This window comes from Paenibacillus terrigena DSM 21567, from assembly GCF_000374845.1.
Classification (GTDB): Bacteria; Bacillota; Bacilli; order Paenibacillales; family Paenibacillaceae; genus Paenibacillus_K; species Paenibacillus_K terrigena.
The window spans coordinates 725,001-749,288 of the sequence record NZ_KB895412.1; the positions used below are offsets into that span (position 1 = coordinate 725,001).

A 24,288-nucleotide genomic window follows, 5' to 3' on the forward strand; every position below is an offset into this window, starting at 1 on the left:
ATGAGGAGGTTAATGGGATGAATGCATTGCAAGTGGAACAAGTGGTTAAAGTTTATGGGGACAAACGTGCGGTGAATCAGATCAATCTTGAAGTGGGCCGAGGCGAAATTTATGGGCTTTTAGGTGCCAATGGTGCGGGGAAGACCACGACGATGCGGATGGTGCTAGGTCTAATCTATCCTGATGAGGGCAACATTCGCTATAACGGGAAGGGATATAGCAAGGAACTGAACCGTTTGATGGGTTATTTGCCGGAAGAACGGGGATTGTACCCGAAGATTAAAGTCAGTGAGCAGCTCGTTTATTTGGCACAACTGCGCGGGATGTCGAAGGCGGATGCCGACCGCAGCTTGAAGTATTGGCTAGATCGCTTCAACGTACCAGAATATTACGATAAGAAGATCGAAGAGTTATCCAAAGGAAATCAGCAGAAAATGCAGTTTATCGCGGCGGTGATTCATAAGCCACAAATCATCATTATGGATGAAGCGTTTAGTGGTCTCGATCCGGTCAATGTGGAGCTGTTAAAGGAGACGGTCAAAGAGGTTCGCGACGAAGGAGCGAGCATTCTGTTCTCGACGCATCGCATGGAGCATGTCGAAGAGCTATGCCAGAACATCACGATCCTGCATAAGTCGAACACGGTGCTCCAAGGGAATCTGAAAGAAATCAAAAGCCAATTCCCGCGTGAGAGTGTCATGCTTGGAACAGATGGAGAAGTGACTGGGCTCCAGCAAATTGCAGGTGTTACGAAGGTGGATCGCCTAGAGACGGGCTACAAGATTGGCATTTCGGATGAGCAAGCAGCGCAGGAGATTCTTAGAACGGCGATGCAGCAGCGCACGGTGAATCGCTTCGAAGTGGTGGAACCGACGTTGAACCAAATCTTTATTAAGGCGGTGGGTGAGCGTCATGAGTAATATGAAGACAATCGTAGGGTTTACCTTTAAAAATAAAGTAAAAACAAAATCGTTCATCGTCACGACAATCATTCTCATATTACTCGTGACGGCAGGGATCAATAGTTTCTATGTGATGTCGCTGTTCAATAAAGACGAAGGCGGCCCGGCAAAAGCGGAAGTCGTCGCTATGGTCAATGACACAGAAGGGGTCGCACCTGCATTACAGGCATATTATAAGAAGCAGTCAGACTCCAAATTGTCCATTCAAGTAAATGATGGTTCGGGTGATCCGGCAACGGACGAAGCGAAGCTGAAGCAGGATCTTGCAGCGAAGAAAATTGCAGGGTATTTGGTCGCAAGCGAAGGGAAAGCGGGAGAATTTCCGAAATTCATCTACAAATCTAGCAATATCCGAGTAACTGGAGATTCGACGACGAAATCGCTCGAGACCGCACTTGGCTCGGTGAAGACGGACTTCATCGTGGCGGATTCCCTTACCGATGCGCAGAAGAAGCAGTTGTCTGAACCAATCACGATGAGTCTGGAGCAGGTCGCTGTAAGTGAAGGCAATGCTGGAACGAATCAGACGGAGGAACAGAAGATTGCTGCGAATATCCTGGTGTATGTGATGTTGTTCTTGTTCTTCATGACGGCTTACATGACCGGTAATATGATTGCAGCGGAAGTTACGGCAGAGAAGAGCTCGCGCATCATGGAGATCTTGATTACAAGTGTGTCGCCGTTATCGCAAATGTTCGGGAAAGTGATGGGGATGTTCCTCGTCGGTCTTACGCAGATTGCCGTTTTCGTCGCTGCTGTCGCAGTGAACGTAAACTTGCCGCATAACGTCGCGGTCTTAAAAGAAGCCCATATTGATATGTCGCAAATTGACCCGATGCTCTTAATCTATGGACTTGTATTCTATATTCTAGGCTACTTCTTGTTCGCGGTGCTGTTCGCAGCGGTTGGTTCAATGGTCAGCCGTACGGAAGACCTTGGTCAGGCAATCATGCCGATTACACTGTTATCACTGGCGTCATTCTACATCAGTATGTTCAGCCTAGCGACACCGAACACGATGCTGGTGAAGGTCGCATCCTTCATTCCGTTCACGTCGCCAACCTCGATGATCTTGCGTCTTGGTCTTGGTGAGGTGGCTTACTGGGAAGTATGGCTCTCGATCGTCCTTTTGCTTGTAGCGATCTTCATCTTCGGCTGGCTCTCTGCGAAGATCTATCGCACGGGTGTACTGATGTACGGCAAACGTCCATCGTGGAAAGAGCTTCGCAAAGCGATGAAGGCGTATAAGATTTAAGGTGATAGGTTTATAGTAGAGAGAGGACAGACGAATGATTGCATTCGGCCTGTCCTTTTTGTTGGCTTTAAATATTGACATAGTGTATTCAAGTATTAAAGATTACTTTTCCCATGGATGAGAAATGGGGGAGAAGTAATCTTTTTTTCTTTACAAAATATTTACGTTCAGTTGATTTGTTGAAAACATTGCGATTCTACAATCAAATTGTCCTTAAAAACAACTTAAACACACAAATAACCAAAATACGGAGGAATTCATTGTGAAAAAACATCTTTCATTGAAGTCTGCCTTAATGATCAGCTTGATGGCTTTGAGCATCTCGGCGTGCGGTACGCCTCAACAATCCGCTCCATCGAGCACTCCGGCACCGGCCAAAGAACAGACTTTGGAAGAGATTCAAAAGCTGGCTAAGCAGGAAGGCAAAATTGTCAGTGTCGGGATGCCTGATGACTGGGCCAACTGGAAAGAAACGTGGGGCAATATCACTTCCAAATACAGTTTAACGCATTCGGATACGGATTTGACAAGTTCAGAGGAAATCGCCAAATTCGATGCTGAGAAAAACAACCCAACGGCGGATATCGGGGATGTAGGCATGGCATTCGGTCCGATCGCCGTGCAAAAGGGCGTGACCATGCCTTATAAAACTTCTTACTGGAACGAGATTCCGGATTGGGCGAAGGATAAGGACGGCCACTGGCTGGTTGGTTATCAAGGGACAATCTCCGTACTTGTTGATAAATCGCAAGTGAAAAATCCGCCAAAAACATGGGACGACATCGCAAAGGGCGATTATAAAGTTCAGATCCCGGATGTTACTAAGTCTTCACAAGCACAGATGGGCGTACTGGCAGCGGCGATCGCGCACGGGGGTAATGAGGGCAACATTCAGCCTGGATTGGACTTTTTTGCGAAATTGGCCGAGCAGAACAGATTGGTTACCAAAGACGTAACCAAAGCCGATTTGGAAAAAGGGGAAGTGCAAGTTGCGATTCTTTGGGATTTTGTATCTTTGGGCTTTAAAGACCAAATCGATCCGAGCCGGTTCGACGTCAACATCATGAAGGAAGGCAGCGTCATTGGCGGTTATGCAACGATCCTTAACAAGTATGCGCCACATCCGAATGCCGCGAAGCTTGCCCGAGAATATATTCTGAGTGACGAAGGACAGATCAATCTAGCCAAAGGCTACGCTCGTCCGATTCGCAGCAATGTCAAATTGCCGGAAGATGTCGCCAAGAAGCTGATTCCGAGCGAACAGTATACAAATGCGAAGCCGATCACGGATTTTAAATCATGGGATGAAACAGCCAAGCAATTGCCGCAAATGTGGGAAGAACAAGTTTTGGTTAACATTAAGTAACGAGAAGTGAGGTTTGTCCGAATGAATCATAAAGTTACGCTGTTCGCTGTCATTGCGCTGCTTCCATTTGCTCTGCTGATCGTCGGGTTCGAGCTGCTACCTCTGACTGCTATGATCCGCGACAGCTTTCTTGCTGATGATGGGGTCACATATACGTTCAAACAGTATATTACGGCTTTAACCAATCCTTATTATACAAAAGGAATGCTGAACAGCCTGCTCATTTCTGTATATGCGAGCTGCATCGGTATGGCGATCGCAATCGCCGCCTCCTATTCCATGACGCGAATGCCTGCAAAGATCCAGTCCATGCTGGTGACCTTCTCGAATTTAACGTCTAATTTTTCCGGCGTGCCGCTGGCCTTTGCTTTTATTATTTTGCTCGGTAACAGCGGCGTGTTTACGCTCCTTTTTAAAGAGTGGGGATGGAACATCACGGATTCATTCAATTTATACAGTTGGAGCGGTTTGGTGGCTGTATATGTTTATTTTCAAGTACCTTTAGCTATATTGCTTCTATACCCGGCCTATTCCGGTATTCATAAACATTGGCGTGAATCCGCTTCGTTGCTCGGAGCATCGGCTTTTCAATTTTGGCTGCGAATCGGACTCCCTGTCATGATTCCCAGCATAGTCGGTACATTCAGCATTCTACTTGCCAATGCCATGGGCGCCTATGCAACAGCTTATGCGTTAGTAGGGGGCAGCTATAATTTGCTGCCCATCCGCATCGGCGCGCTCGTAGCGGGGGATGTTGTCACAAGACCTCAACTCGGCAGCGCGCTCGCTGTAATTTTAGGAACGATGATGGTTGTCGCGATGTGGTGTAATGAACGAATGATGCGGCGATTCAGGAGAGACTTGCGATGAAGAAAAAATGGGTGCATATCATTATCATTTCGGTGGTCTTTCTATATCTCTTCTTGCCGCTCGCGGCAACGTTCTTGTATTCGATTGCCAAAGAATGGCATAACACGATTCTGCCGGTATCGTATACGTTCAGTGCGTATGAGAATTTGTACACGGATCCCCGATTTTTACAAGCAGTCGGGCGAACGCTTCTCATCTCTGGTATAACCCTTGTTTTAAGTGTAGTTACGATGGCGACCGCCACTTTTGTCGTATTCATGTATTTGCCTAAAATGGAGCGAGTCCTGCAGGCGCTTGTGATGATCCCCTTCGCCGTTCCTGGTGTGGTTGCTGCCGTAGGGTTGATCAAGGTGTACTCCAGCGGGCCGATCATCTTGTCCGGGACGATCTGGATCTTAATCGGAGCGTATTATGTACTGGTTCTTCCTTATATGTATCAAGGTATCCGAAACAATCTGCGCACGATTGACGCGAAAAGGCTGATGGAAGCCGCTGAGGTGCTTGGCGCGAGCAAAATCAAGGGTTTTGCATTCGTCATCATGCCTAACATGGTAACGGGCATTCTCTTATCCGCTCTATTATCGTTCTCGATCCTGATCGGTGAATTCGTTCTAGCCAATTTTCTAATCGGTGGATACTATGAAACGATTCAAGTTTATTTAATGAGACGTTTGAATGAAAACGGCCACTTAGCTAGCAGTATTGTGATTACGTACTTCCTTACAGTGGCGGCGATTTCTTGGATGATGCTGAGATTAGGCAGGCGTTTTGGGAAGACAGAAGAAATCAAGGAGAAGATATCATGAGCTACGTCCAAATCGATCAGGCGTTTAAGCAATATGCAGATTCTACCGTACTGAAGCAAGTATCTCTACAGATTGAAAAAGGTGAATTGGTTACCCTGCTTGGACCAAGCGGCTGCGGGAAGAGTACGCTGCTCCGTTCCATCGCCGGTCTGGAAAAGCTGGACGGCGGGACGATCAACGTTAACGGGAACGATATTTCCCACCTCCCGCCGCAATTTAGAAATGTGGGCATGGTTTTTCAATCTTATGCGCTGTTCCCTAATATGACCGTCTTCGATAACATTGCCTTCGGTCTTAAAATGCGAAAATGGCCTCGAAAAGAGATTACCGACAAGGTAAAACATATTATCGAGTTAATCCATATGTCCGATAAAGCATCTTCCTATCCGCACCAATTGTCCGGCGGTCAACAGCAGCGTGTAGCGCTTGCGAGAGCGCTTGTTACAGAACCGGACATTCTGCTTTTGGATGAGCCGCTAAGTGCGCTGGATGCCAAAATCAGGAAAAGCCTGCAAATCGAACTGCGAAACATTCAGCGGGAATTGAAAATGACGATGATTTTCGTTACGCATGACCAGGAAGAAGCGATGACGATTTCCGACCGCATTTTTATTATGAATGGCGGGGAAATTGTTCGTCAGGGCAAGCCGGAAGACATTTACGCATCGCCAAAGAATGAGTTCGTCGCTAGATTTATTGGCAGCTATAACGTATTTACGAGTCAGGAACTTAACTGTATGACGGGACATTCTTTCAAATCGGGCAACTATGCCATTCGACCGGAGGTTATGGAACTGCATCCGCATGACTCGTTATCCGAGCAGCAGAAGTCCGGTATGTGGATCTCAGGGATCATCCGCAATATGACCATCCGTGGCAATGTACGGCGTTACACGATCCAGGCACAGGATATAACCTTATGGGTGGACGAACTGAATGTACCTCAAAAAAGCGCTTTGGATGAGGGGTTGTTCATTAAGGTATGGCTCTCGGAAGATGAATGTAACTTACTAGAATAGAAGGTGATTGATATGTCGGTTCTGTCGATAGAACGTAAAAACTTAATTCTTGATCGATTGCAGGCTTACGGGAAAGTGAACGCAGCGGAATTAGCTAAGCTCATTGACGTATCCATGGAAACGATCAGACGTGACCTTGATATGCTGGAGAAGGAAGGATTGCTTAGGCGTGTACATGGCGGCGCCGTCAAAATCAATTATCAGTTGGGAGAACCCCCGTTCTATCAGCGGAAAAGTGTCAGTCTAGAAAGCAAGAAGAAGATAGCCCAGAAAGCCGTTCAACTGGTCAGAGACGGAGACACCATCGTCATGGGGGGAGGGACAACGATCCTGGAGATGGCTCATGCGCTCCGCGGCGTCAATCGAGTAACGATTCTAACCAATTCCGTACCTACGTCACATACGCTCATGGACTCATTAAATCAAGGTTTATTTCACGGAAAAGTGATTTTAATAGGTGGGGAATTGAATGAGGAACAGTATTCGACCTATGGATCTGTTTGTGAGAAAATGCTGGATCTGTTTTGTGTCAATAAAGCTTTTATTTCGCCGGGAGGTCTCTCGCTTGCAGGTGTTATGGAATATTCGCTAGAAGAATCGTCGATATCGGCCAAGATGATTCAGGTCGCAAAGGAGAAAATTATCCTTGCGGATCATTTCAAGATCGGTGCAGAAGCATTGTGCAAATTCGCGCAGCTTGACCAGATAAACGTTATCGTATGTGACCAACAAGCGCCGCAATCGTGGAGCCCTTCCTTGGAGAATGTTGAATGGATTACGGCGGATGAGGAGACAATCAAGTGAAACAGATTAAAGGGATTTTATTTGACAAAGACGGAACTTTAATGGATTTTTACTCCAGTTGGGTCTTGGTGGCCACGCAGCTAGTGGATCGTTTGTTTGAAAAGCTAGAAATCACCTATTGCCCTGAACTGAAGAATGATTTGCTCTTTTCGATCGGTCTTCATGAAAATGAAGTCGATCCCCGTGGATTTCTTGCCAGCGGCACGACACAGGATATGTACGGCGCGTTTGTTAAGGTGCTTATAAACGTGGATGTGAGTCAGGAGAAGCTGAATGGGCTGTTAGATTGGATGACAGAAGAGCTTTTCAGCTTAATCAAAGCCAACCGGGACAATCTAAAGCCGACAGCCGATTTGCCGGGTTTACTTGTGCAGCTCCGCCGGCATGGTATAAAAATAGGCATCGCAACAGCGGATGATAGAGATTCTACGAAGTTCTTTTTGGATAAGATCGGCATTCAAAGTTATTTTGATTTTATCGGCACATCGGATTATTTCGAGAAAAAGCCAAATCCAAGCATGATTCAAGCATTTTGCGAGATTGCGAATATCAGCGCTGAAGAAGTGGCTGTTGCCGGCGATACGGTTGTCGATCTTCAATTTGCAAGAAACGGTTCGGCGGGACTCGCGATCGGTGTTCTCTCCGGTGTCAGCGGAACTAGCCAGCTGAGCGGACTAGCGGATCTCATCATAGATTCAGTCGGGGATATCGTTACGGAGAATGGTGGATTAATTTGGCAGAATAAGGAGGCGTGATCATGAAAATTGGGTTGGAAACGGAAAGTTATCACCTGCAGTTCATTTCAGGCCGCATGGATGTATTTCAATTTATCCGCAAGACAGCCGAATTGGGATTAGACGGGGTCATGCTGAATATTAATCCTTGGCCGGGGCTGCCGGGATGGGGAGTTCTGGAATCATTTGATCCCGAATATTTGGCGAAAGTCAGCAACGAAATCCGGAAATACGGATTTTTTGCTGAAATCGATACGCGAGGAACGGATCCGGGGTATTTAACGCAAGTGATTGAAGCTGCTCATCAAATAGGAGCCGACGTCATTCGGACTTACGTGTGCACGGACGGATTTGATCCGGATCAATTGAGTAGAGCTCCGCAAGACATTGCACAGCTTGTCCCGTTGCTGAAGAAATACAGAATTCGACTGGCTGTGGAGAACCATGAGGAAGAACTTGCGGATGAAGTCATTCAAATTATCAAGAAGGTGAACAGTCCTTGGGTCGGCGCTCACTGCGATATCGGCAACGGGATGATGGCATGGGAAGATCCGGTTGAGGCTGTCAGGGCATTGGCACCATATGCATTTACGACCCATTTTAAAGACCACATCATTATTCATGATGGCGAGGATTACCGCGTATGTGGTGTTCCGGTGGGAACGGGCCATATTGATACGGAAGCATGCTTCAAAATACTTGTTGACCAATCGACCTTAACCCGCATTAATGTGGAGATGTGTTTTCCTTATGCTGTTTCTTTCAAAAGAGAGTCCGGAACAGGGGGAGTATCGCAGGTCGGTGAAGGCGCGTTTAAGGTTGAGCAGCCTCCATATCCATTAAGCCTGATTAAACCGTTGGATTATTACTATCCGCCTGAAGAACTATTGGAGCAAATGATTGAAGATCAAGAGAAGGGTACGGAGCAATCCGTTAAGTATACGTTGTCGTTAAGAGATAAGTATTGTCGATGAAAAAGGGATGGATCTCAAAAATGAACGTTCTTCGCTGCCTGTTAGACCGATTAAGGATCTAGCAGGCTTTTTGCTATGATTCGACTGGTAGGAAGTTCAACGATAAAAATAACAGGATAGTTCATGTTTTATAGAGATAATTCATTTTAACCGCGATTCTAATCCTTTACGATAGAGGTATGAAGTTTTCAAATTATATCGCTGCTAAGAGCGAAAGGAAGAAGGGGAAATCTTGAGCTCAAACACCATTTCTATTGTGATCGTCGGCTATGGCGGCATGGGAAGCTACCATGCGAAACATTTGATTGCTGGAAATCCGCGTCTGAAGGTCACAGGAACGTATGATGTCCTGCCGGAGCGTCAAGCGGCTTCAGAGCAGGATGGATATCCAGCGTATGCAAGCTATGAAGAAGTATTAAACGATGCGGCCGTGGATGTTATTCTGATCGCTACGCCGAATGATGTTCATAAAGAACTGGCTATCGCGGCTATGAAGCACGGCAAACATGTCATCTGTGAGAAGCCTGTCACGATATATGCCGAAGAATTTGAAGAAATGATGGCGGTTTCAGAAGAGACGGGACGCGTACTCATGGTACATCAGAACCGCCGTTGGGACGAGGACTTCCGCATCATTAAAGCCATGTACGATAAGAGAACGATCGGTGATTTGTTCCAGATTGAATCAAGAGTACATGGTGCGAATGGTATTCCTGGGGACTGGCGCCATTTGGAAGCGCATGGCGGCGGGATGCTGCTTGATTGGGGCGTTCATCTACTAGATCAGTTTTTATTCATGATTGATAGCAAAATTACTAGCGTATCGAGTCGCCTCAGCTTTATTCTGGGCGATGAAGTCGATGACGGATTTGATGCCATCCTTGAATTCGAGAATGGTGTAACGGCCATTGTTGAAGTGGGTACGACCAATTTCATTACACTTCCACGCTGGTATGTGAAAGGTACGGAGGGAACGGCCGTCATCGAAGATTGGTCGCTCAAAGGACGTGCTGTCGTTCGCAACAATGAAGTGGGTAAAGTAGAACCGAAGCCGATCCAAGCCGGTGTGGGGCTGACGAAGACGATGGCTCCGCCTTCCGAGGAAGCAACGATCACAACAACCTTGCCAGCAGCCTTTGAGCATGCGAGCAGCTTCTATGATAACTTTGCAGCTGTGGTGCAAGGTACAGCGGAACCGATCGTGAAGAACCACGAAGTACTCCGTGTGCTGAATTTGATTGAGAACATCTTTGAAGCGGGGCGTACCCGTGAAGTGATTAAAGACTTCGATACGTATGTCTCGAACAAATAGCAATCTTTCAAAGCCAGTTAGATCAGATCTTGATCTAACTGGCTTTTTTGGTGTGTCACGCATGGCGATTAACTAGGGGGTGGATGTTCAGTATTATCCACCTCTGGAGGTCAGTTTTGTGCATTTTACTCGTAAAGAGCATGCTCTAGAATAGTTTTTGCAGGATTGATTTTAACAAAATAAGGGTTATAACCAAACTTGTGGAAATGGGGGTAGGTGCGTGTAAACGTAGACGAAGTGATTCCTTCTTGTTGTGCTAATAACGGTATGACTTAAAAAAGGAGCTGAAGAAAATGCGTCGTTTTTCAATATTGGTTCTAATCATGACATTAATGGCCGGTACTTTTAGTTTTCATGTTACTGCTTCTGCTACGGCAGGACAGTACGTTTTTGAAGCTGAAAACATGGCGTTAACGAATTTCACGACAGATACCGTGACATACATGAACTATATCAATCATCAGCCCCTCGAAACGATGACATTTGTTCAAGGCGCAGTAGGTCAGACAAGTTCGGCCAGTACGGTATTTAACGGTACATCCGGTACTTATGATATCATTACGCGTTTTGTCGGGCAGGTCCCGAGTGGAGTCAGTTATACGATCGCAATCAACGGCAGCACCGTTGATCAATGGGGCTCTTCGCAAAGAAACGGCCCAGATTATACAGACCCGCGTAACATCGATAACCATACATCCAGCAAGGTTACACTTAGTTCGGGTGATGTCATCAAGTTGACGGCTGTGTCTACCAGTGAAGCAGCGCGTGTTGACAAGTTGACCGTTCAGACGTATCAAGGGCCGCCTACAAGCACGTTAGCCCTTAATTCTCCGAACGCTGTTCTAAACAACGGTTTTAACTGGGCGAAAAATCGGGCACTTGGCCTCACCTTTTACCCTGGCAACCCGATGCTGGGACACGAGTCTGAATGGTGGCGGCTTACTGACTCTACGCACACCACCCTCACACCCGGCTATTGGGGAGCCTACTTGAACCGTGAAAGCTTTTATAATCGAGATATTTCGCATCAGTCGGATGCAGGGCACTTGCTCGGTTTGGGCGATGAAACCTTTAATATGATGAAGACATTTGCCGGCGATATCACATTACCGGGCCAGAATGGCTGGCCGCTGTGGGCGCATAGTTCCTATGGCATCATGTATTACATGGATGGTACGGGATTTAGAGAATTGCCGTCACCTTTTGATGTCATGCATAAGGCCTATCAACAATATCTTTGGACGGGAGATTCCAAGTGGATCAACGATCCGACCTTGTCTGCTTACTATGATTCTACCGTTGGACCATTCCTCACCGATCATGGTGTCGTCTGGAATGAAGCCAATCCATCCATTGAACAGCCTGTTGTGAAGATGAAGCCAGGTGAATTCACGTCTACTTACTATGAACATACTCCGCAAGATACTGCGAACAGACTTGTTTCTGCCGGCGATTCTCTTGCATTGGAATACCAATCGCTGCTAGCGTATTCGCAAATACTGAAGGCTAAAGGAGATACGGACGGCAGCACGCTCTGGAAAAACCGTGCGGACCGTTTGAAAGCCTATTATGAGGCACACTGGTTTGATGCATCTACCGGTCGGTATATACGAGGGATCGATGGAAGTGGTCGCCCCAAGAGTGACTGGGGTCAGGAGAACAGCTTTTTCATGCCGCTGAAAGGGCTTGGCGACTTTGGTCCACGAACAAATACGTATCTGGATTACATTAGTGCGAACGATGACAGCATGAATGTCGAAGCCACCACCTATCTTCCAGAGATGTACTACAATTACAACAGATATGCAGAGGGCTGGGCCTGGTTAAGCAAAATTTTGACTCAAAAAGATACCTATCCGGAGGTTGCTTTCACCGCGATAAGCAATATCATGGTCGGCATGATGGGCGTTCAGCCGGATGCCCCTGCACACAAAGTGGCTACCGTATCACGTCTTACCGCCGATGTACCATGGGTGGAAGTGAACCATATCAAGGTTGGAGCAAACGATCTCAACATCAAACATAATGGACTTACAAACTCTACATTGACGAACAATTCAGGCGGTGCCATAACGTGGGAAGCTCAATTCTATGGAACCCATGCCACGATTTATGTTAATGGAACCCCATTTACGGCTCAAACGAAATCACTCTACGGTCAAACGATATCCTACGTTGAGGTGCAGGTGAACAACGGGGAAACATATCGTGTCGGACCTCAAATGATAGATTATACACCTCCGACAGCGCCTATCAACTTGAAAGCAAGCAATGTAACCCAAAACAGTGCGCAGCTGAATTGGACGGCATCCACGGACGACGTCGGGGTAACCGGCTATGATATTTACAGCGGCTCAACCGTCATCGGGAGCACAACCTCTACCAACTACACGGTTACAGGTCTTGCTGCGGATGGCGCCTCCTATACCTTCACCGTTAAAGCGAAGGATGCAGCTGGTAATGCGTCTGCTGCCAGCAATGCGGTAGATGTAACGACACCGATTTTGCCGCAGGTTTTTTTGAGCGATCTGAACTGGTTATCAGCAACAGCAGGCTGGGGAACGGTGCAAAAGGATAAGAGCGTGGGGGAAAATACGATCACGCTGAACGGAACTACCTATGCCAAAGGAATTGGAACCCATGCCGCAAGCTGTATTACCTATAACCTAAATGGAAAATATGCAAGATTTACCTCAGACGTTGGGGTTGACGATGAGAGTACGGTCGGTGGTACCGTCGTTTTCCAGGTATGGGGAGACGGCAACAAACTATTTGACAGCCAGACGATGACACCAACAAGCGCAACCCAATCCATTGACATTAGTGTAGCAGGAGTCAACCAATTGCTGCTTACGGTTACCGATGCCGGAGACGGCAATAGTCATGACCATGCTGACTGGGCTAATGCTGAGCTCTTCCGAAATGGCTCCGATACGCAGGCACCGACGGCGCCTACGAATCTTGCTGCAAGTCATATCACTCAGAATAGTGCAGCGCTCAACTGGACAGCATCTAACGATAATGTAGGAGTATCGGGCTATCAGATATACAATGGGAATACGTTAGCTGGTACGTCAACAACGACAAGCTTTCAGGTTATAGGACTTACTGCAGGAACAACTTATAGCTTTACGGTAAAAGCGAAGGATGCGGCTGGTAACTTGTCTGCTGCCAGCAATACGGTAGATATAACCACACAGGGCACGCAGCAGCCAGAAACAGTTTTTTTGAGCGATCTTACCTGGGAATCTGCAACAGCAGGTTGGGGGACGGTACAGAAGGATAAGAGCGTGGATGGAAATACGTTAACCCTGAACGGAACAACCTACGCCAAAGGACTCGGAACCCATGCCGTAAGCAATATTACATACAACCTGAACGGACAATATACAAAATTTCAATCGGATATAGGGGTTGATGATGAGGTTGGAGCGAATGCAACGGTCGTATTTCAGGTATGGGCAGACGGCAGCAAAATATTCGACAGCCAGACGATGAATCCGACAAGTGCGACCCAATCCATCGACGTAAGTGTAGCAGGCGTTAACCAATTGATGCTTACTGTAAGCGATGCGGGAGACGGGATCAACAGCGACCATGCGGATTGGGCCAATGCAAGGCTGCTGAAATAACACACATAGCAACTCGGTCTGAACAAGGAAAAGGTGCTCCCTCTTTGATCGTAAAGAGAGGAGCACCTTTTTAGCTTGAATCTATCCCTTCTTGTGAATGGATTCCCAATATTCAGAAGGGTTTAATCCGGTCCAGTTCCGGAATACACGGCTGAAATAATGCTGATCGGTATAACCGATAATTTCGGATATATCTTTGAAGTCCATATCCGGGTTGTGTTCGATCAATCGCTTGGCCTCTTGAATCCGCAGTGAAATGAGATACTGCAGTGGAGGAATCCCTTTATATTTCTTGAATACCCGAATGATATAGGAGGCGTTAAATTGGAATTTATGTGCCAAATGATCCACATTAATGGCTTTGGTAAAATTCAAACGAATGTAATCCTCCAGCATGGTATACAGTTCCTCAGCCGAATCAAGCTTCCTTTGCGTGGGCAAGTGATGGATGAGCAGCCGTAGAACGTCCTGATATAATTCATCGATATCCTTGGCAGCGGCGACGATATGATAAATGCCTGATTCAATCGCAGCCGTGGTTTGTTTAGGTTGATCATCCTGAGGTTCGAATAGGAGTCTGGCCAGCTGAATCAGTGATCTCTCAAGTTGATCCTGCGTAAATTTTTGTGGCTTCCATGCCTCAAAAAGACGTGAGAGCTCCTGGATAAGCGGATCAAATTTTCTTTGTTCAACAAACCTTTCTATTGTGCTTGTGGTAACCGGATCTAAATGGCTGATCCGTCTCTGCAGTGGCTCTGTGTCGTGAGTTAAAATGATCGATGATTGACAGGGAATAAGACCTTTATTGAGCGATTTTCGAAGTTCCTGAGCAGTTTCCCATAAATTGATAAAGTGGACAGGCTCATTGTGTGTGCAGAGGGTGACGGGAATCCCATGCTGAATAAAGGTGGTAATCCCATTTTGAATCTCAATGGTCCTATTCGTCGTCGCTTCATGAGGGTTCCATGTCATGATGAGAAACTTGACATTACAGCTTTTATCATCGATGACCCACCATTTTGCTGCAGATGCCAGATGCTCATTGATGAACTGTGTCCACTCTACCATGTCCCAGATCCTGTTGATGTGATGCACGTCCATTTCATCCATGGTGTGCCTGTTCAGATTGCCAAGACAGATGAGATACAGCATTAATTTGCTGTTTTCTAAGGTAGAGGGAACAGATAGACTCGGCCCAAGTCCGTTTAAATCTTGCGTAATGATGTTCCTTTCTTGGATCATGTTGCGCTGTTCGAGTTTGATCTTGATCTCATCGAGTGTGTCTTGCAGGCTTTCTCCGGTCATCGGTTTCAGAAGATAATCAAATACACCAAGCTTTAGCGCCTGCTGCGCAAAGCTGAAATTATCGAAGCCGCTCAGTATAACGATATGGACTTCGGGAAAGAGCTTTTTCACCTGACGCGTTAATTCAATCCCATCCATCAGCGGCATTTTCACATCGGTAAACAGGACATCCGGTTGATAGGTTTTCACAAGCTCCAGCGCGTCTTCCCCGTTCATCGCTGTGGCGACGACTTGGAAGCTGGGGTCGATCTGTTCTATTTTTTCCGCAATGTGCTCCAGAATAATGGGTTCGTCTTCAGCAATCAAGACTTTGAATGCGTGATCTCTCGGCATTGACATCCTCCTCTGAACAGGGTCCTCCAATCCGTACCATTGCACCTTCGGAAGTGTTCAATAATTGAAAGACGGCTTGGTCATTATAAAATAACTTTAATCGATGATTTATGTTCAATAGTCCGATATGAGGGTCATGGTCTTCCTTGGGTTGTTCAAAATGTTCAATTTTTGCAGCAATATCCGTTAACATCTGCTCATCAAAGCCGATCCCGTTATCCGTAATTACGATCTCCCACCCGACATCACTCATTTTCCCTTCAATGTGAATGTGCCAAGGGGGTCTTTTGTTAAAAGCATGTTTAAAACAGTTTTCAACAAGGGGTTGGATGATGAGTCTTGGAACGCGGATCCGATTCATCTCCATGGGGACATCGATGCTGCAGGTAAAATGATTGGAATGGCGGGTCTTCATTAAGTTCAGGTACTTCCGGGTATAGTCCATTTCCTGCGCAATCGTGACAGGAGCCGATCCCTCAACCGCAATGTATCTTAGCATGCCAGAAAGATCGCTGCACATCTTTACAATTTCCTGTTGGTGATTGTTGTCTGCTTTGATGCTGATGACGGTCAGCGTATTATATAGAAAATGCGGATTCATCTGAGCCTGCAGGGCCAGCATTCGCGCCTTAATCTCCTGGGATCTCGCCTCTACGGCTTCCTGCAATGACGTTTCGAGTCTTTCGCACATCTGTACAAAAGCCGATTTTAGCTCCTCAAGCTCATTCAGATGAGAGGGAGTGTCCGGCATTTTTTGGGGCGGGAGCGTCTGCAGATTCAAGCTAGCAATCGATTTTCGAATGGCTTTGAGGGGAGTCGTCAGTCCTCTGGACACATAATAGGTCAACATCATCGTAAGCAGTAGTGCGGCAATGCCAATCAGAATGATTTGATTGCGAAATGCTTGTATAGGCTGTAATAAAGCGATTTCAGATTCGACGAGCAGCACCGTCAAGCCGCTGAATTCGGATCGTGAGTAAGCGACAATTTCGGAAGATGGAGTGGATGATGTGTCGTGAATCATTGATAGAGATGAAGGTTTCAAGATCCCGCTTGAATTTGCAAGTTTGCTGACCTCTTTCCAATGGGTCTCGGTTGGAAGCAGCGAACCTTCAAATGGATAAATCAAAGCGCCATGCTTGTCATACACATATACCTTGGTCGAAGGAGGAGTTTCTTCCCCAGGAATCGCAATTGACCGGTTGACAATATTTTCGAAAATGCGGTAGTCCTGCTGAACCTCTACAATGCTGTCAAGCGGTTCGCCCAAAACCTCGGTAAAGGCCCTGTTGAGGGACAAGACCGTTGTGTTCGTATGATCCCAATCGTTCTTGCGCGGAGGAATGATGGCCCTGCGTCCATCCTCAACCAGCGTGTCATGAATCCAGGCTCTGGTTATGAATGTTTCGGGAGATAACTGCAATACATCGAAGTTTTTGCCAAATTCTATGAATCTTCCATTTATGCCAAAGATATGAATTTGATAGAACTGGAACGGATAACCGGTAATTGAAAATAAGGTATTATTGAGATTCCTTCTGTTATAGAGCTCTTTGGAGGGATTATCTGCGTTTTCAAAAAAATAGGTTCGTAGATTGTCGGATGTAATGATTCGCCCGGCAATCGCATCCATGCTGCGAAGCTCAGCATCAAATTTATCGGAGATGTTCAGGGACAGCTGATGAATGGATTCCGAAGCTTTTTGCTCTAAAGTTCGGGAAACATACAAATAAAAAGAAGCCGAAAAAATGACGATGATGAATGTAATAAGGCCAGCATATACCAAAAACAGCTTGGCTTGCACCGTTTTGATTCGATTCATTCGTCTAATCCTCCCATCATGCAAACGCAGTGGTCAATTTTATCCACATCATGCAGTCACTATTCTTCATTCCCTTTCACGCTATCCATGATTAATAATAAGAATGTACCGTACAACAACACAATAATAAATAAAGGGAGGTTTGTAAATGCACCGTTTGAAACCGCTTAAATTATTCACTGTAACCCTCGTGGCACTCCTCAGTATTTCCGGATTAATAGGGTGTTCCACGCAAAAGGATCAGCCAACCGGGGGAGACAACAAAGAACAGGCTGCTGCTCCTAAGAAAGATATTACGATTACGTTCGTAGGTTCACAAAACTGGTTGAACAAGGGCTCCAAAATCGATTCAGAACTTAATGAAGCATTTACACAGGAAACGGGAATTAAAGTGGACATGCAAGTCATTCCAGATGATCAGTATGCGAATGTTCTCAAAACGAAGCTTGCATCGGGTGAAGCACCGGATATTTTCATGGTTAGTGCTGGAGTTGGTGCCCAAAAGTTCCTTCCGGACAAATATTTCGCGGATCTATCGAATGAGAAGTGGGTATCTCGCTATGTGCCATATGCCAAAGCGGGCAGCACCATCGACGGCAAGGTCATGGGCTTCATGACCTGGTCCGTAGACGGATGGGGAATGCTTTACAACACGAAAATATTTGAAAAAAATAATTTGACAGTGCCTAAAACATTTGATGAATTTACGAAAACGTTGGATACATTGAAGGCAAATAACATTACGCCTGTCTATGAAGTAGGTAAAGAAGCTTGGCATTGGGGCATTTGGTTATCGCAAATGGGACCAATTGCCGAGAAAAACAATCCTGGTCTGTATGAGAAATTAAATTCGAATCAGATCAAGTATGCAGATGTTAAGGAATTTGAAACTTTCCTGACTCAATTTAAAGAGATGTATGACAAAGGTTATTTTGGTAAGAATCCGATATCGAACACGTGGGATTCCGGCTATGAAGCGATGGGTAAAGAGCAGGCGGCTTCATTCCTGGGCTATACTTCTTATCAGAATGAGGTAGCTGGTAAATTTGCAGACTCGGGCGCAAATGATTGGAAAATGTTTCCAATCCCTATGGCGGGAAATAACGTGTTCTCACATTCTGCCGGCGGTAACATGCGTGTAGCGTACAAAGATTCGAAGAACCTGGATAGTGTAAAAGCATTTTTTGATTTCTTGGCTAGACCTGATAATTTGAAGAAGTATTACGAAGCTCGCCCTGATATTCAGCCTGCGCCTTCTTTCACGGATGTGCCGGCCAAGCCGACAGCGAGCGGAAAATCGCTCCTTGAAAATGCACCTGGCGGGGATGGAATGGATATGGAATACGGCGTGCTGTATTGGGACAATACGACAGTCGGCAAATACATTCAGGATATGATGCTGGGAGGATTAACGCCTAAGCAAGTATTGGAATCTATTGATAAAGACCGAGCAAAATTGTTTAGTGCGACAGCCAAGTAATGAAATAGATAAAGGCGAAGATGTCCGGCTTATGAAACTGGGCATCCTTCGCCTGTACAAAATATAAGAATTATAAGTTTTGTTAATGACTTATTTACTCTTATATTTCTCGCTTAAACGCTTTGTGTCCTTGAAAGGACGCCGTAGGGTTTATGCTTGGATGGTGGGCATAAGTTTCGGAGAGGGGAACCCATATGTATGCATCAAAACTGTATTCGTGGAAATTTATCGTTCCTGCATTTTTGTTATTTTTTGTATTATTTCTAGTTCCCAATCTTATGGGATTCTATTATTCGCTGACGAACTGGAATGCCATGAGCGATCAAGTGAAATTTATAGGTCTGGACAATTTCATAGAGGTTTTTACGGATAAGTCGAACTTTAGGTTCATTTATAACACGCTTATGTTTGCTATTGTCACATCGATTTTAAAAGCGGTTATCGGATTAGGACTGGCATTGATGCTGAACGAAGGCGTGAAATCCAAAAATTATTTAAGAACGATCTTCTTCATGCCCGTCGTGATTTCTAATTTAATTGTGGGGCTTATTTTTCAACAAATCTATAACCCCGACACCGGCATTCTAAATGGATTTCTAGAAGCGATTGGCCTTGGCGCGTTCAGTCAGTCCTGGATCGGCGATCCCAAGCTTGCGATCTGGTCCAGTATGGGCGTTGAGATCTGGAAAGCGTCTGGCTTTAATATGGTCATTTTTCTGGCAGGTTTACAGATGGTGCCTAAAGATATGTACGAAGCAGCTGATATGGATGGCGCTAATTATTGGAATAAACTGATTAAAGTCACTATACCTTTCTTAATCCCCTCCATCACCATCAATATGATGCTGAATGTGATCTCGGGTTTAAAGGTGTTCGATGTTATTTTCGCTTTAACCAATGGCGGTCCGGGAAGGGCTTCTGAAGTCATTAACTTAACGATATTCAACCAATTTGGGTTAGGAACCTACGGATATGGCACTGCGCTGGGCGTCATTTTATTTTTGTTCTTGGCGGTCATTTCTATTGGCCTGGTAAAAATATTTACACGACCTGAGGTGAGCGGGAGATGACGAGAAGAACTGCGACGATCAACGGCTTGAAAGAGATTAGCATGTGGATTTTAAGTCTAGTGATCCTTGTTCCTATCGCTATGCTGCTTTTGAACTCCGTAAAAAATGTGACGGAATCGGCTGCGATGAGCTTAAAGCTGCCTACCTCATTTCATTTTGATAACTTTATAACTGTGTTTAAGGATGGGAAAATATTCAGCTCGTTTGGTAACAGCTTGCTGATTTCTTCCGTTACATCGGTGATTACGATCATTACTTCTTCGATGGCAGCCTTCGTCATGACCAGAAATCGAACGAGACTGTATCGATATGTATATATCCTTTTTCTCATAGGCTTAATTGTGCCGATGAACTATATTACCACCATGAAAGTACTGCAGATGCTTCATATGATTAATACGTTTACAGGCATCATCCTGCTGTATTCGGCGACGTTCATTCCCTTTACCGTATTCCTGTTTTACGGCTTTGTCGGAGGAATCCCGAAAGAACTCGATGAATCGGCGGTGATTGACGGCTGCGGAGGGAGCGGTCTGTTTTTCCGGGTCATTTTCCCGCTGATGAAACCTGTGTCGGTGACAGCGCTGATTATTAACTTTTTGAACTGCTGGAATGACTTTGTGCTTCCCCTTTATTTTTTGAATTCTTCAAGCAAATGGGGAATGATCATGACCATGTATAATTACTTCAGTCAATATATTAGTTCGTGGAATCTAGTATCCGCAGCGATGCTGATCAACTTGGTTCCCATTCTGACGGTTTATGTGCTAGGCCAGAAATATATCATTTCGGGGATGACAGCGGGAGCTGTGAAAGGGTAATGTATTGGAAAAAGGGGGACTGAGGATGTCAATATTCACCATACCTGAGCGAAAAGCTTGGGTCCTACGGACAAACCATGCCGATTATGCCATCGGTGTCGATGAAAGCGGAGCGCTTCAGCATCTATATTGGGGCGAGCCATTGAACTTGCTGGACGAGTATCCGAGCACGGCAGGTCAGCATGCCTGGATCTGGGAGCCGGAGGAAGGCAACAGCAGGGAAGAATGTATGCCGTGGGGCAAACGAAGCTTTGCAGAGCCAGGCTTAAAGGTCGAATTTGCAGATCGAACGCGGGATCTCGTCCTCACGTTTGACGGGGCCGGCATCGAAGGGGATACACTGCGAATTGCCTTGAAAGATGTTCTAAAGTCATTGCAAGTCACGGTCAGTTACCGCATCTATGACGAGTTTGATGTGATTGAGCGATCGGTGGAAGTGACGAATACAGGCGAGGGCCCGGTGAATATCGAGCAGGTGATGAGCGCGATTTGGCATCTTCCTGTGTATCCATCCTATAGGATAACGTATCTGACAGGTCATTGGGGGGCGGAGACGCAGCTTCGCCGGGAAATGCTTCAAGAGGGGAAAAAAGTAATTGAAGCCCGCAGAGGCATTACGGGACATAACAATAATCCGTTTTTTGCCGTTGATTTTGGCGACACGACGGAAGAATACGGTCTTGTGTATTTTGGAGGACTTGCCTTTAGTGGCCATTGGAAGATTGTCGCTGAGCGAACACCGTATCAAACGCTGCAGATCGCGGCGGGTATTCATGACTTTGATTTTCGCTGGCTGCTGGAAGCGGGCGAAACCTTCGTATCACCCGTGAGCGTGGGCGGGTTCACCACCAAAGGGTTCGGTGATGCGAGCCACAAGCTGCATGGCTATCAGCAAAAGCACGTTTTACGCAACAGCGGGCAGCTTCGCAAAGTTCTATATAACTCCTGGGAAGCGACTAGTTTTGATGTGAACGAAGAGAACCAGAAGCAGCTTGCGGAAAAGGCTGCGCGGCTTGGCGTTGAACGCTTCGTTGTCGATGACGGCTGGTTCGGTAAGCGCAATGATGACAAGGCTGGTTTAGGGGACTGGTATGTGAACAAGACCAAGTTTCCGAACGGGCTGCAGCCGCTCATTGACGATGTCACGTCGCTTGGCATGGACTTCGGCATCTGGGTCGAGCCTGAAATGGTGAATCCGGACAGCGACCTGTACAGGCAGCATCCGGATTGGGTCTATCACTTCACGGATCGTCCGCGTACGGAGGGCAGAAATCAGCTTGTTCTCAATTTAGCCCGCGAAGATGTGCAGGCATTTGTCTATAACGCGGTTGATGAATTGCTGTCTACACATGCCATTTCGTTCATCAAATGGGATATGAATCGCTACTTTAGCGAGCCGGGTTGGCCGGGCGCGCCAGATGGCCGCGATCGTGAGATCTGGGTACGACATGTGAACGCGCTTTATGATATTTGGCGGCGGCTGCAGGAAAAGCACCCTCATGTGCAGTTTGAGTCATGCGCTGGAGGCGGCGGACGCGTAGACATGGGGATTATGCGGTTCGCGGATCAGTTCTGGACCAGTGACAACACCGATGCGCTTGACCGGCTGCGGATTCAATGGGGATACTCGCACGCGTATACGGCGAAGTCGATGGTATGCTGGGTGACCGAACCGGTGAACTACATGAATGGACGCCGAATTCCTCTTAAGTTCCGTTTTCATTGTGCCATGATGGGAACGCTGGGCATCGGCATGAACTTGAACCATCTGACCGAACAGGACATGGTAGAGGCCGCAGGTTATATCGCGCAGTATAAAGCCATACGGCCTATCGTTCAGGAAGGGCTCTGCTATCGGCTTTCCCCGCCAGAGCAGTCGGATCTTACTTTGGTGCAGTACGTAGGGAGGGATGGGCAGGAAGCGGTCGTGTTCGTGTTCCGGCATGCACAGCAATTCGGACATCCCGCTCTTCCCGTGAGACTGCGCGGACTGGAGCCGTTCATACCGTATCGAAATGAAGAAACGGGCGAAGTCCGAAGCGGGCAAGGCTGGATGTCGCGAGGTATACTTCTAAGCTTAACAGGAGACTATGATAGTGCGATGATCAGACTGGTCCAAGTACAGGACTAGAAAGCCCGGATAATAACACAATTTCAGATACGCCCTGATGGATTCGATGCTCTGAACCAACAGGGTTTTTCGTTATTTTAGAAAAAAGATGTCGATTAGCGATGAATAATAATTTATGATCCATATAGAGGGTAGAAAATTTAAGAACAGGGTGGGTACCATGACGAATCTGAATGAGCAAATTACGCAGCTGCTGCAGCAAGAGCTTGTCATTGCGCTAGGATGTACCGAGCCGGTTGCGATTGCATGGGCGGCGTCCGTCGCGAGAAGTCATGTGCACGGTGAAATGACGCATATGGATGTGACGATCAGCTCGAATGTGATGAAGAATGCGATGGCCGTTGGGATTCCTGGTATGAAGCAGACGGGAATTGATTTCGTCGCGGCGTTGGGAGCCATCGCAGGGGATCCGAATCGCAAGCTCGAAGTGCTGACGGGTGTTCCTGCTGAGGCAGAGGGTAAGGCTGAAGCCTTCATCGCAGCCAATAAAGTACAAATAAAGCTAACGGATTCGCCGAAAAAATTGTATATCGAGCTATGCGTGCATAGTGCGACTGAACAAGCCAAAGTCATCATCGAAGATGTGCATACGAATATTACGCGTATAGAAGTCGGGGATGATTTGATTTTCGCTAAAGCATGTGAATACTATCATGAACAAGAAGATCAAGAATCCGATCTATACAGCCAGTTGAGCCTTGAGCGGATTTATCAATATATTCAGGACATATCTCTTGACGATCTGGAGCTGGTAAAAGAAAGTATTACGTTAAACCGAGCGATTTGCATGGAGGGACTGAAGGAGAGCTACGGTCTCCAAGTCGGGAAGATTCTCAAAGAGAACGTAACCAAAGGGCTACTATCGGATGATGTGATTACGCATGCGATGGCGCTCACCTCAGCAGGATCGGATGCACGAATGGCTGGCGTCATGATGCCGGTGATGTCCAACTCGGGGAGCGGGAATCAAGGGATTGCCGTCACGATGCCAGTCGTCGCTGTCGCTGAGAAAATAAAAGCCAGTGAAGAAAAAATGATTCGCGCGGTAGCTTTTAGCCACCTGCTCGCGATCTGGATCAAATCCAAATTTGGGCGCCTATCTGCACTGTGCGGTGTGACGGTGGCAGGAGCGAGTGCGGCGGCAGCCATAACGTATTTGCTGGGCGGTGATGTGAATCAAATGTCATTTGCGATGCAGAACGTAATTGGCAATGTCACCGGGATGCTGTGTGATGGCGCGAAGGCAGGCTGTGCCATGAAAGTATCGACTTGTACGGGAGCAGCGGTACAATCCGCATTACTCGCGACGTCTGGCATGAGGGTTCCTGGAACGAACGGGATCATTGGTGAGGGATTGGACGAGAGTATCGATAACTTCTGTCGACTTGGGAATGAAGGCTCCTTGAAGATGGATGAACTCATACTAGACATGATGCTGAATAAACGCAAAGAAGATAATGAATAAGCGAAAGATCGCCTTGATCTTGTTCGATGTTGATCTGAAATAGAAGTTCGAATAGGAATCCTGAAGGGTCAACATTGTTGATTCTTTCAGGATTTTTAGGTATACGGATAGTCCAAATATTCGGACA

The 24,288-nt window shown here is 46.5% G+C and carries 18 protein-coding genes; 16 read left to right on the top strand and 2 right to left on the bottom strand.

Annotated elements, in window-relative coordinates:
* The first annotated feature begins 17 nt into the window (after window positions 1–17).
* From C558_RS0103330 to C558_RS0103380, 11 genes are all read left to right on the top strand, one after another.
* Window positions 18–920, top strand: coding sequence for an ABC transporter ATP-binding protein (locus C558_RS0103330; protein WP_018754809.1), 903 nt, complete (start codon window positions 18–20; stop codon window positions 918–920).
* The gene (locus C558_RS0103335) at window positions 913–2,217 is read left to right on the top strand and encodes an ABC transporter permease (RefSeq protein ID WP_018754810.1); all 1,305 of its coding nucleotides are present in this window, start codon (window positions 913–915) and stop codon (window positions 2,215–2,217) included. The genes C558_RS0103330 and C558_RS0103335 overlap by 8 nt, the downstream gene beginning before the upstream one ends.
* A 262-nt stretch (window positions 2,218–2,479) precedes the next feature.
* The gene (locus C558_RS0103340) at window positions 2,480–3,583 is read left to right on the top strand and encodes an ABC transporter substrate-binding protein (RefSeq protein ID WP_018754811.1); all 1,104 of its coding nucleotides are present in this window, start codon (window positions 2,480–2,482) and stop codon (window positions 3,581–3,583) included.
* 21 nt (window positions 3,584–3,604) lie between these two features.
* The gene (locus C558_RS0103345) at window positions 3,605–4,453 is read left to right on the top strand and encodes an ABC transporter permease (RefSeq protein ID WP_018754812.1); all 849 of its coding nucleotides are present in this window, start codon (window positions 3,605–3,607) and stop codon (window positions 4,451–4,453) included.
* Complete coding sequence (locus tag C558_RS30260; protein WP_018754813.1) at window positions 4,450–5,259, top strand: ABC transporter permease; 810 nt, start codon at window positions 4,450–4,452, stop codon at window positions 5,257–5,259. Before C558_RS0103345 ends, C558_RS30260 begins: the two co-directional genes overlap by 4 nt.
* The gene (locus tag C558_RS0103355; protein WP_018754814.1) at window positions 5,256–6,278 is read left to right on the top strand and encodes an ABC transporter ATP-binding protein; all 1,023 of its coding nucleotides are present in this window, start codon (window positions 5,256–5,258) and stop codon (window positions 6,276–6,278) included. The genes C558_RS30260 and C558_RS0103355 overlap by 4 nt, the downstream gene beginning before the upstream one ends.
* Before the next feature lie 12 nt (window positions 6,279–6,290).
* Window positions 6,291–7,082: a DeoR/GlpR family DNA-binding transcription regulator gene (locus C558_RS0103360; RefSeq protein ID WP_018754815.1), complete on the top strand. Its 792-nt coding sequence runs from the start codon at window positions 6,291–6,293 to the stop codon at window positions 7,080–7,082.
* Window positions 7,079–7,837: an HAD family hydrolase gene (locus C558_RS0103365; RefSeq protein WP_018754816.1), complete on the top strand. Its 759-nt coding sequence runs from the start codon at window positions 7,079–7,081 to the stop codon at window positions 7,835–7,837. Before C558_RS0103360 ends, C558_RS0103365 begins: the two co-directional genes overlap by 4 nt.
* Before the next feature lie 2 nt (window positions 7,838–7,839).
* A complete protein-coding gene (locus C558_RS0103370) occupies window positions 7,840–8,790 on the top strand; it encodes a sugar phosphate isomerase/epimerase family protein (protein WP_018754817.1) in 951 nt (316 codons plus the stop codon).
* A gap of 232 nt (window positions 8,791–9,022) precedes the next feature.
* Window positions 9,023–10,102 carry a Gfo/Idh/MocA family protein gene (locus tag C558_RS0103375; RefSeq protein ID WP_018754818.1) on the top strand — a complete coding sequence of 360 codons (1,080 nt, stop codon included), beginning with the start codon at window positions 9,023–9,025 and terminating at the stop codon, window positions 10,100–10,102.
* Window positions 10,103–10,395: 293 nt separating this feature from the next.
* Window positions 10,396–13,734 carry an NPCBM/NEW2 domain-containing protein gene (locus C558_RS0103380; RefSeq protein ID WP_018754819.1) on the top strand — a complete coding sequence of 1,113 codons (3,339 nt, stop codon included), beginning with the start codon at window positions 10,396–10,398 and terminating at the stop codon, window positions 13,732–13,734.
* Window positions 13,735–13,815: 81 nt separating this feature from the next.
* On the opposite strand, the gene C558_RS0103385 is transcribed toward C558_RS0103380, so the two are convergent.
* Together C558_RS0103385 and C558_RS0103390 are read right to left on the bottom strand one after the other, a co-directional pair.
* Entirely contained in the window at window positions 13,816–15,372 is a 1,557-nt protein-coding gene (locus tag C558_RS0103385) for a response regulator (RefSeq protein WP_018754820.1), read from the bottom strand.
* On the bottom strand, window positions 15,335–17,194 hold the full coding sequence (locus C558_RS0103390) for a sensor histidine kinase (RefSeq protein ID WP_018754821.1): 1,860 nt from the start codon (window positions 17,192–17,194) through the stop codon (window positions 15,335–15,337). The genes C558_RS0103385 and C558_RS0103390 overlap by 38 nt, the downstream gene beginning before the upstream one ends.
* A 148-nt stretch (window positions 17,195–17,342) precedes the next feature.
* Between C558_RS0103390 and C558_RS0103395 the strand changes: the two genes are divergently transcribed.
* The 5 genes from C558_RS0103395 to C558_RS0103415 all read left to right on the top strand — a co-directional run bounded on the left by C558_RS0103395 (window position 17,343) and on the right by C558_RS0103415 (window position 24,161).
* On the top strand, window positions 17,343–18,674 hold the full coding sequence (locus C558_RS0103395; RefSeq protein WP_018754822.1) for an ABC transporter substrate-binding protein: 1,332 nt from the start codon (window positions 17,343–17,345) through the stop codon (window positions 18,672–18,674).
* A 194-nt stretch (window positions 18,675–18,868) separates the two neighbouring features.
* Complete coding sequence (locus C558_RS0103400; RefSeq protein ID WP_018754823.1) at window positions 18,869–19,744, top strand: carbohydrate ABC transporter permease; 876 nt, start codon at window positions 18,869–18,871, stop codon at window positions 19,742–19,744.
* Entirely contained in the window at window positions 19,741–20,565 is an 825-nt protein-coding gene (locus tag C558_RS0103405; protein WP_018754824.1) for a carbohydrate ABC transporter permease, read from the top strand. The genes C558_RS0103400 and C558_RS0103405 overlap by 4 nt, the downstream gene beginning before the upstream one ends.
* A 25-nt stretch (window positions 20,566–20,590) precedes the next feature.
* Window positions 20,591–22,696, top strand: coding sequence for an alpha-galactosidase (locus C558_RS0103410; protein ID WP_018754825.1), 2,106 nt, complete (start codon window positions 20,591–20,593; stop codon window positions 22,694–22,696).
* A 160-nt stretch (window positions 22,697–22,856) separates the two neighbouring features.
* The gene (locus C558_RS0103415; RefSeq protein WP_018754826.1) at window positions 22,857–24,161 is read left to right on the top strand and encodes an L-cysteine desulfidase family protein; all 1,305 of its coding nucleotides are present in this window, start codon (window positions 22,857–22,859) and stop codon (window positions 24,159–24,161) included.
* Window positions 24,162–24,288 lie beyond the last annotated feature (127 nt).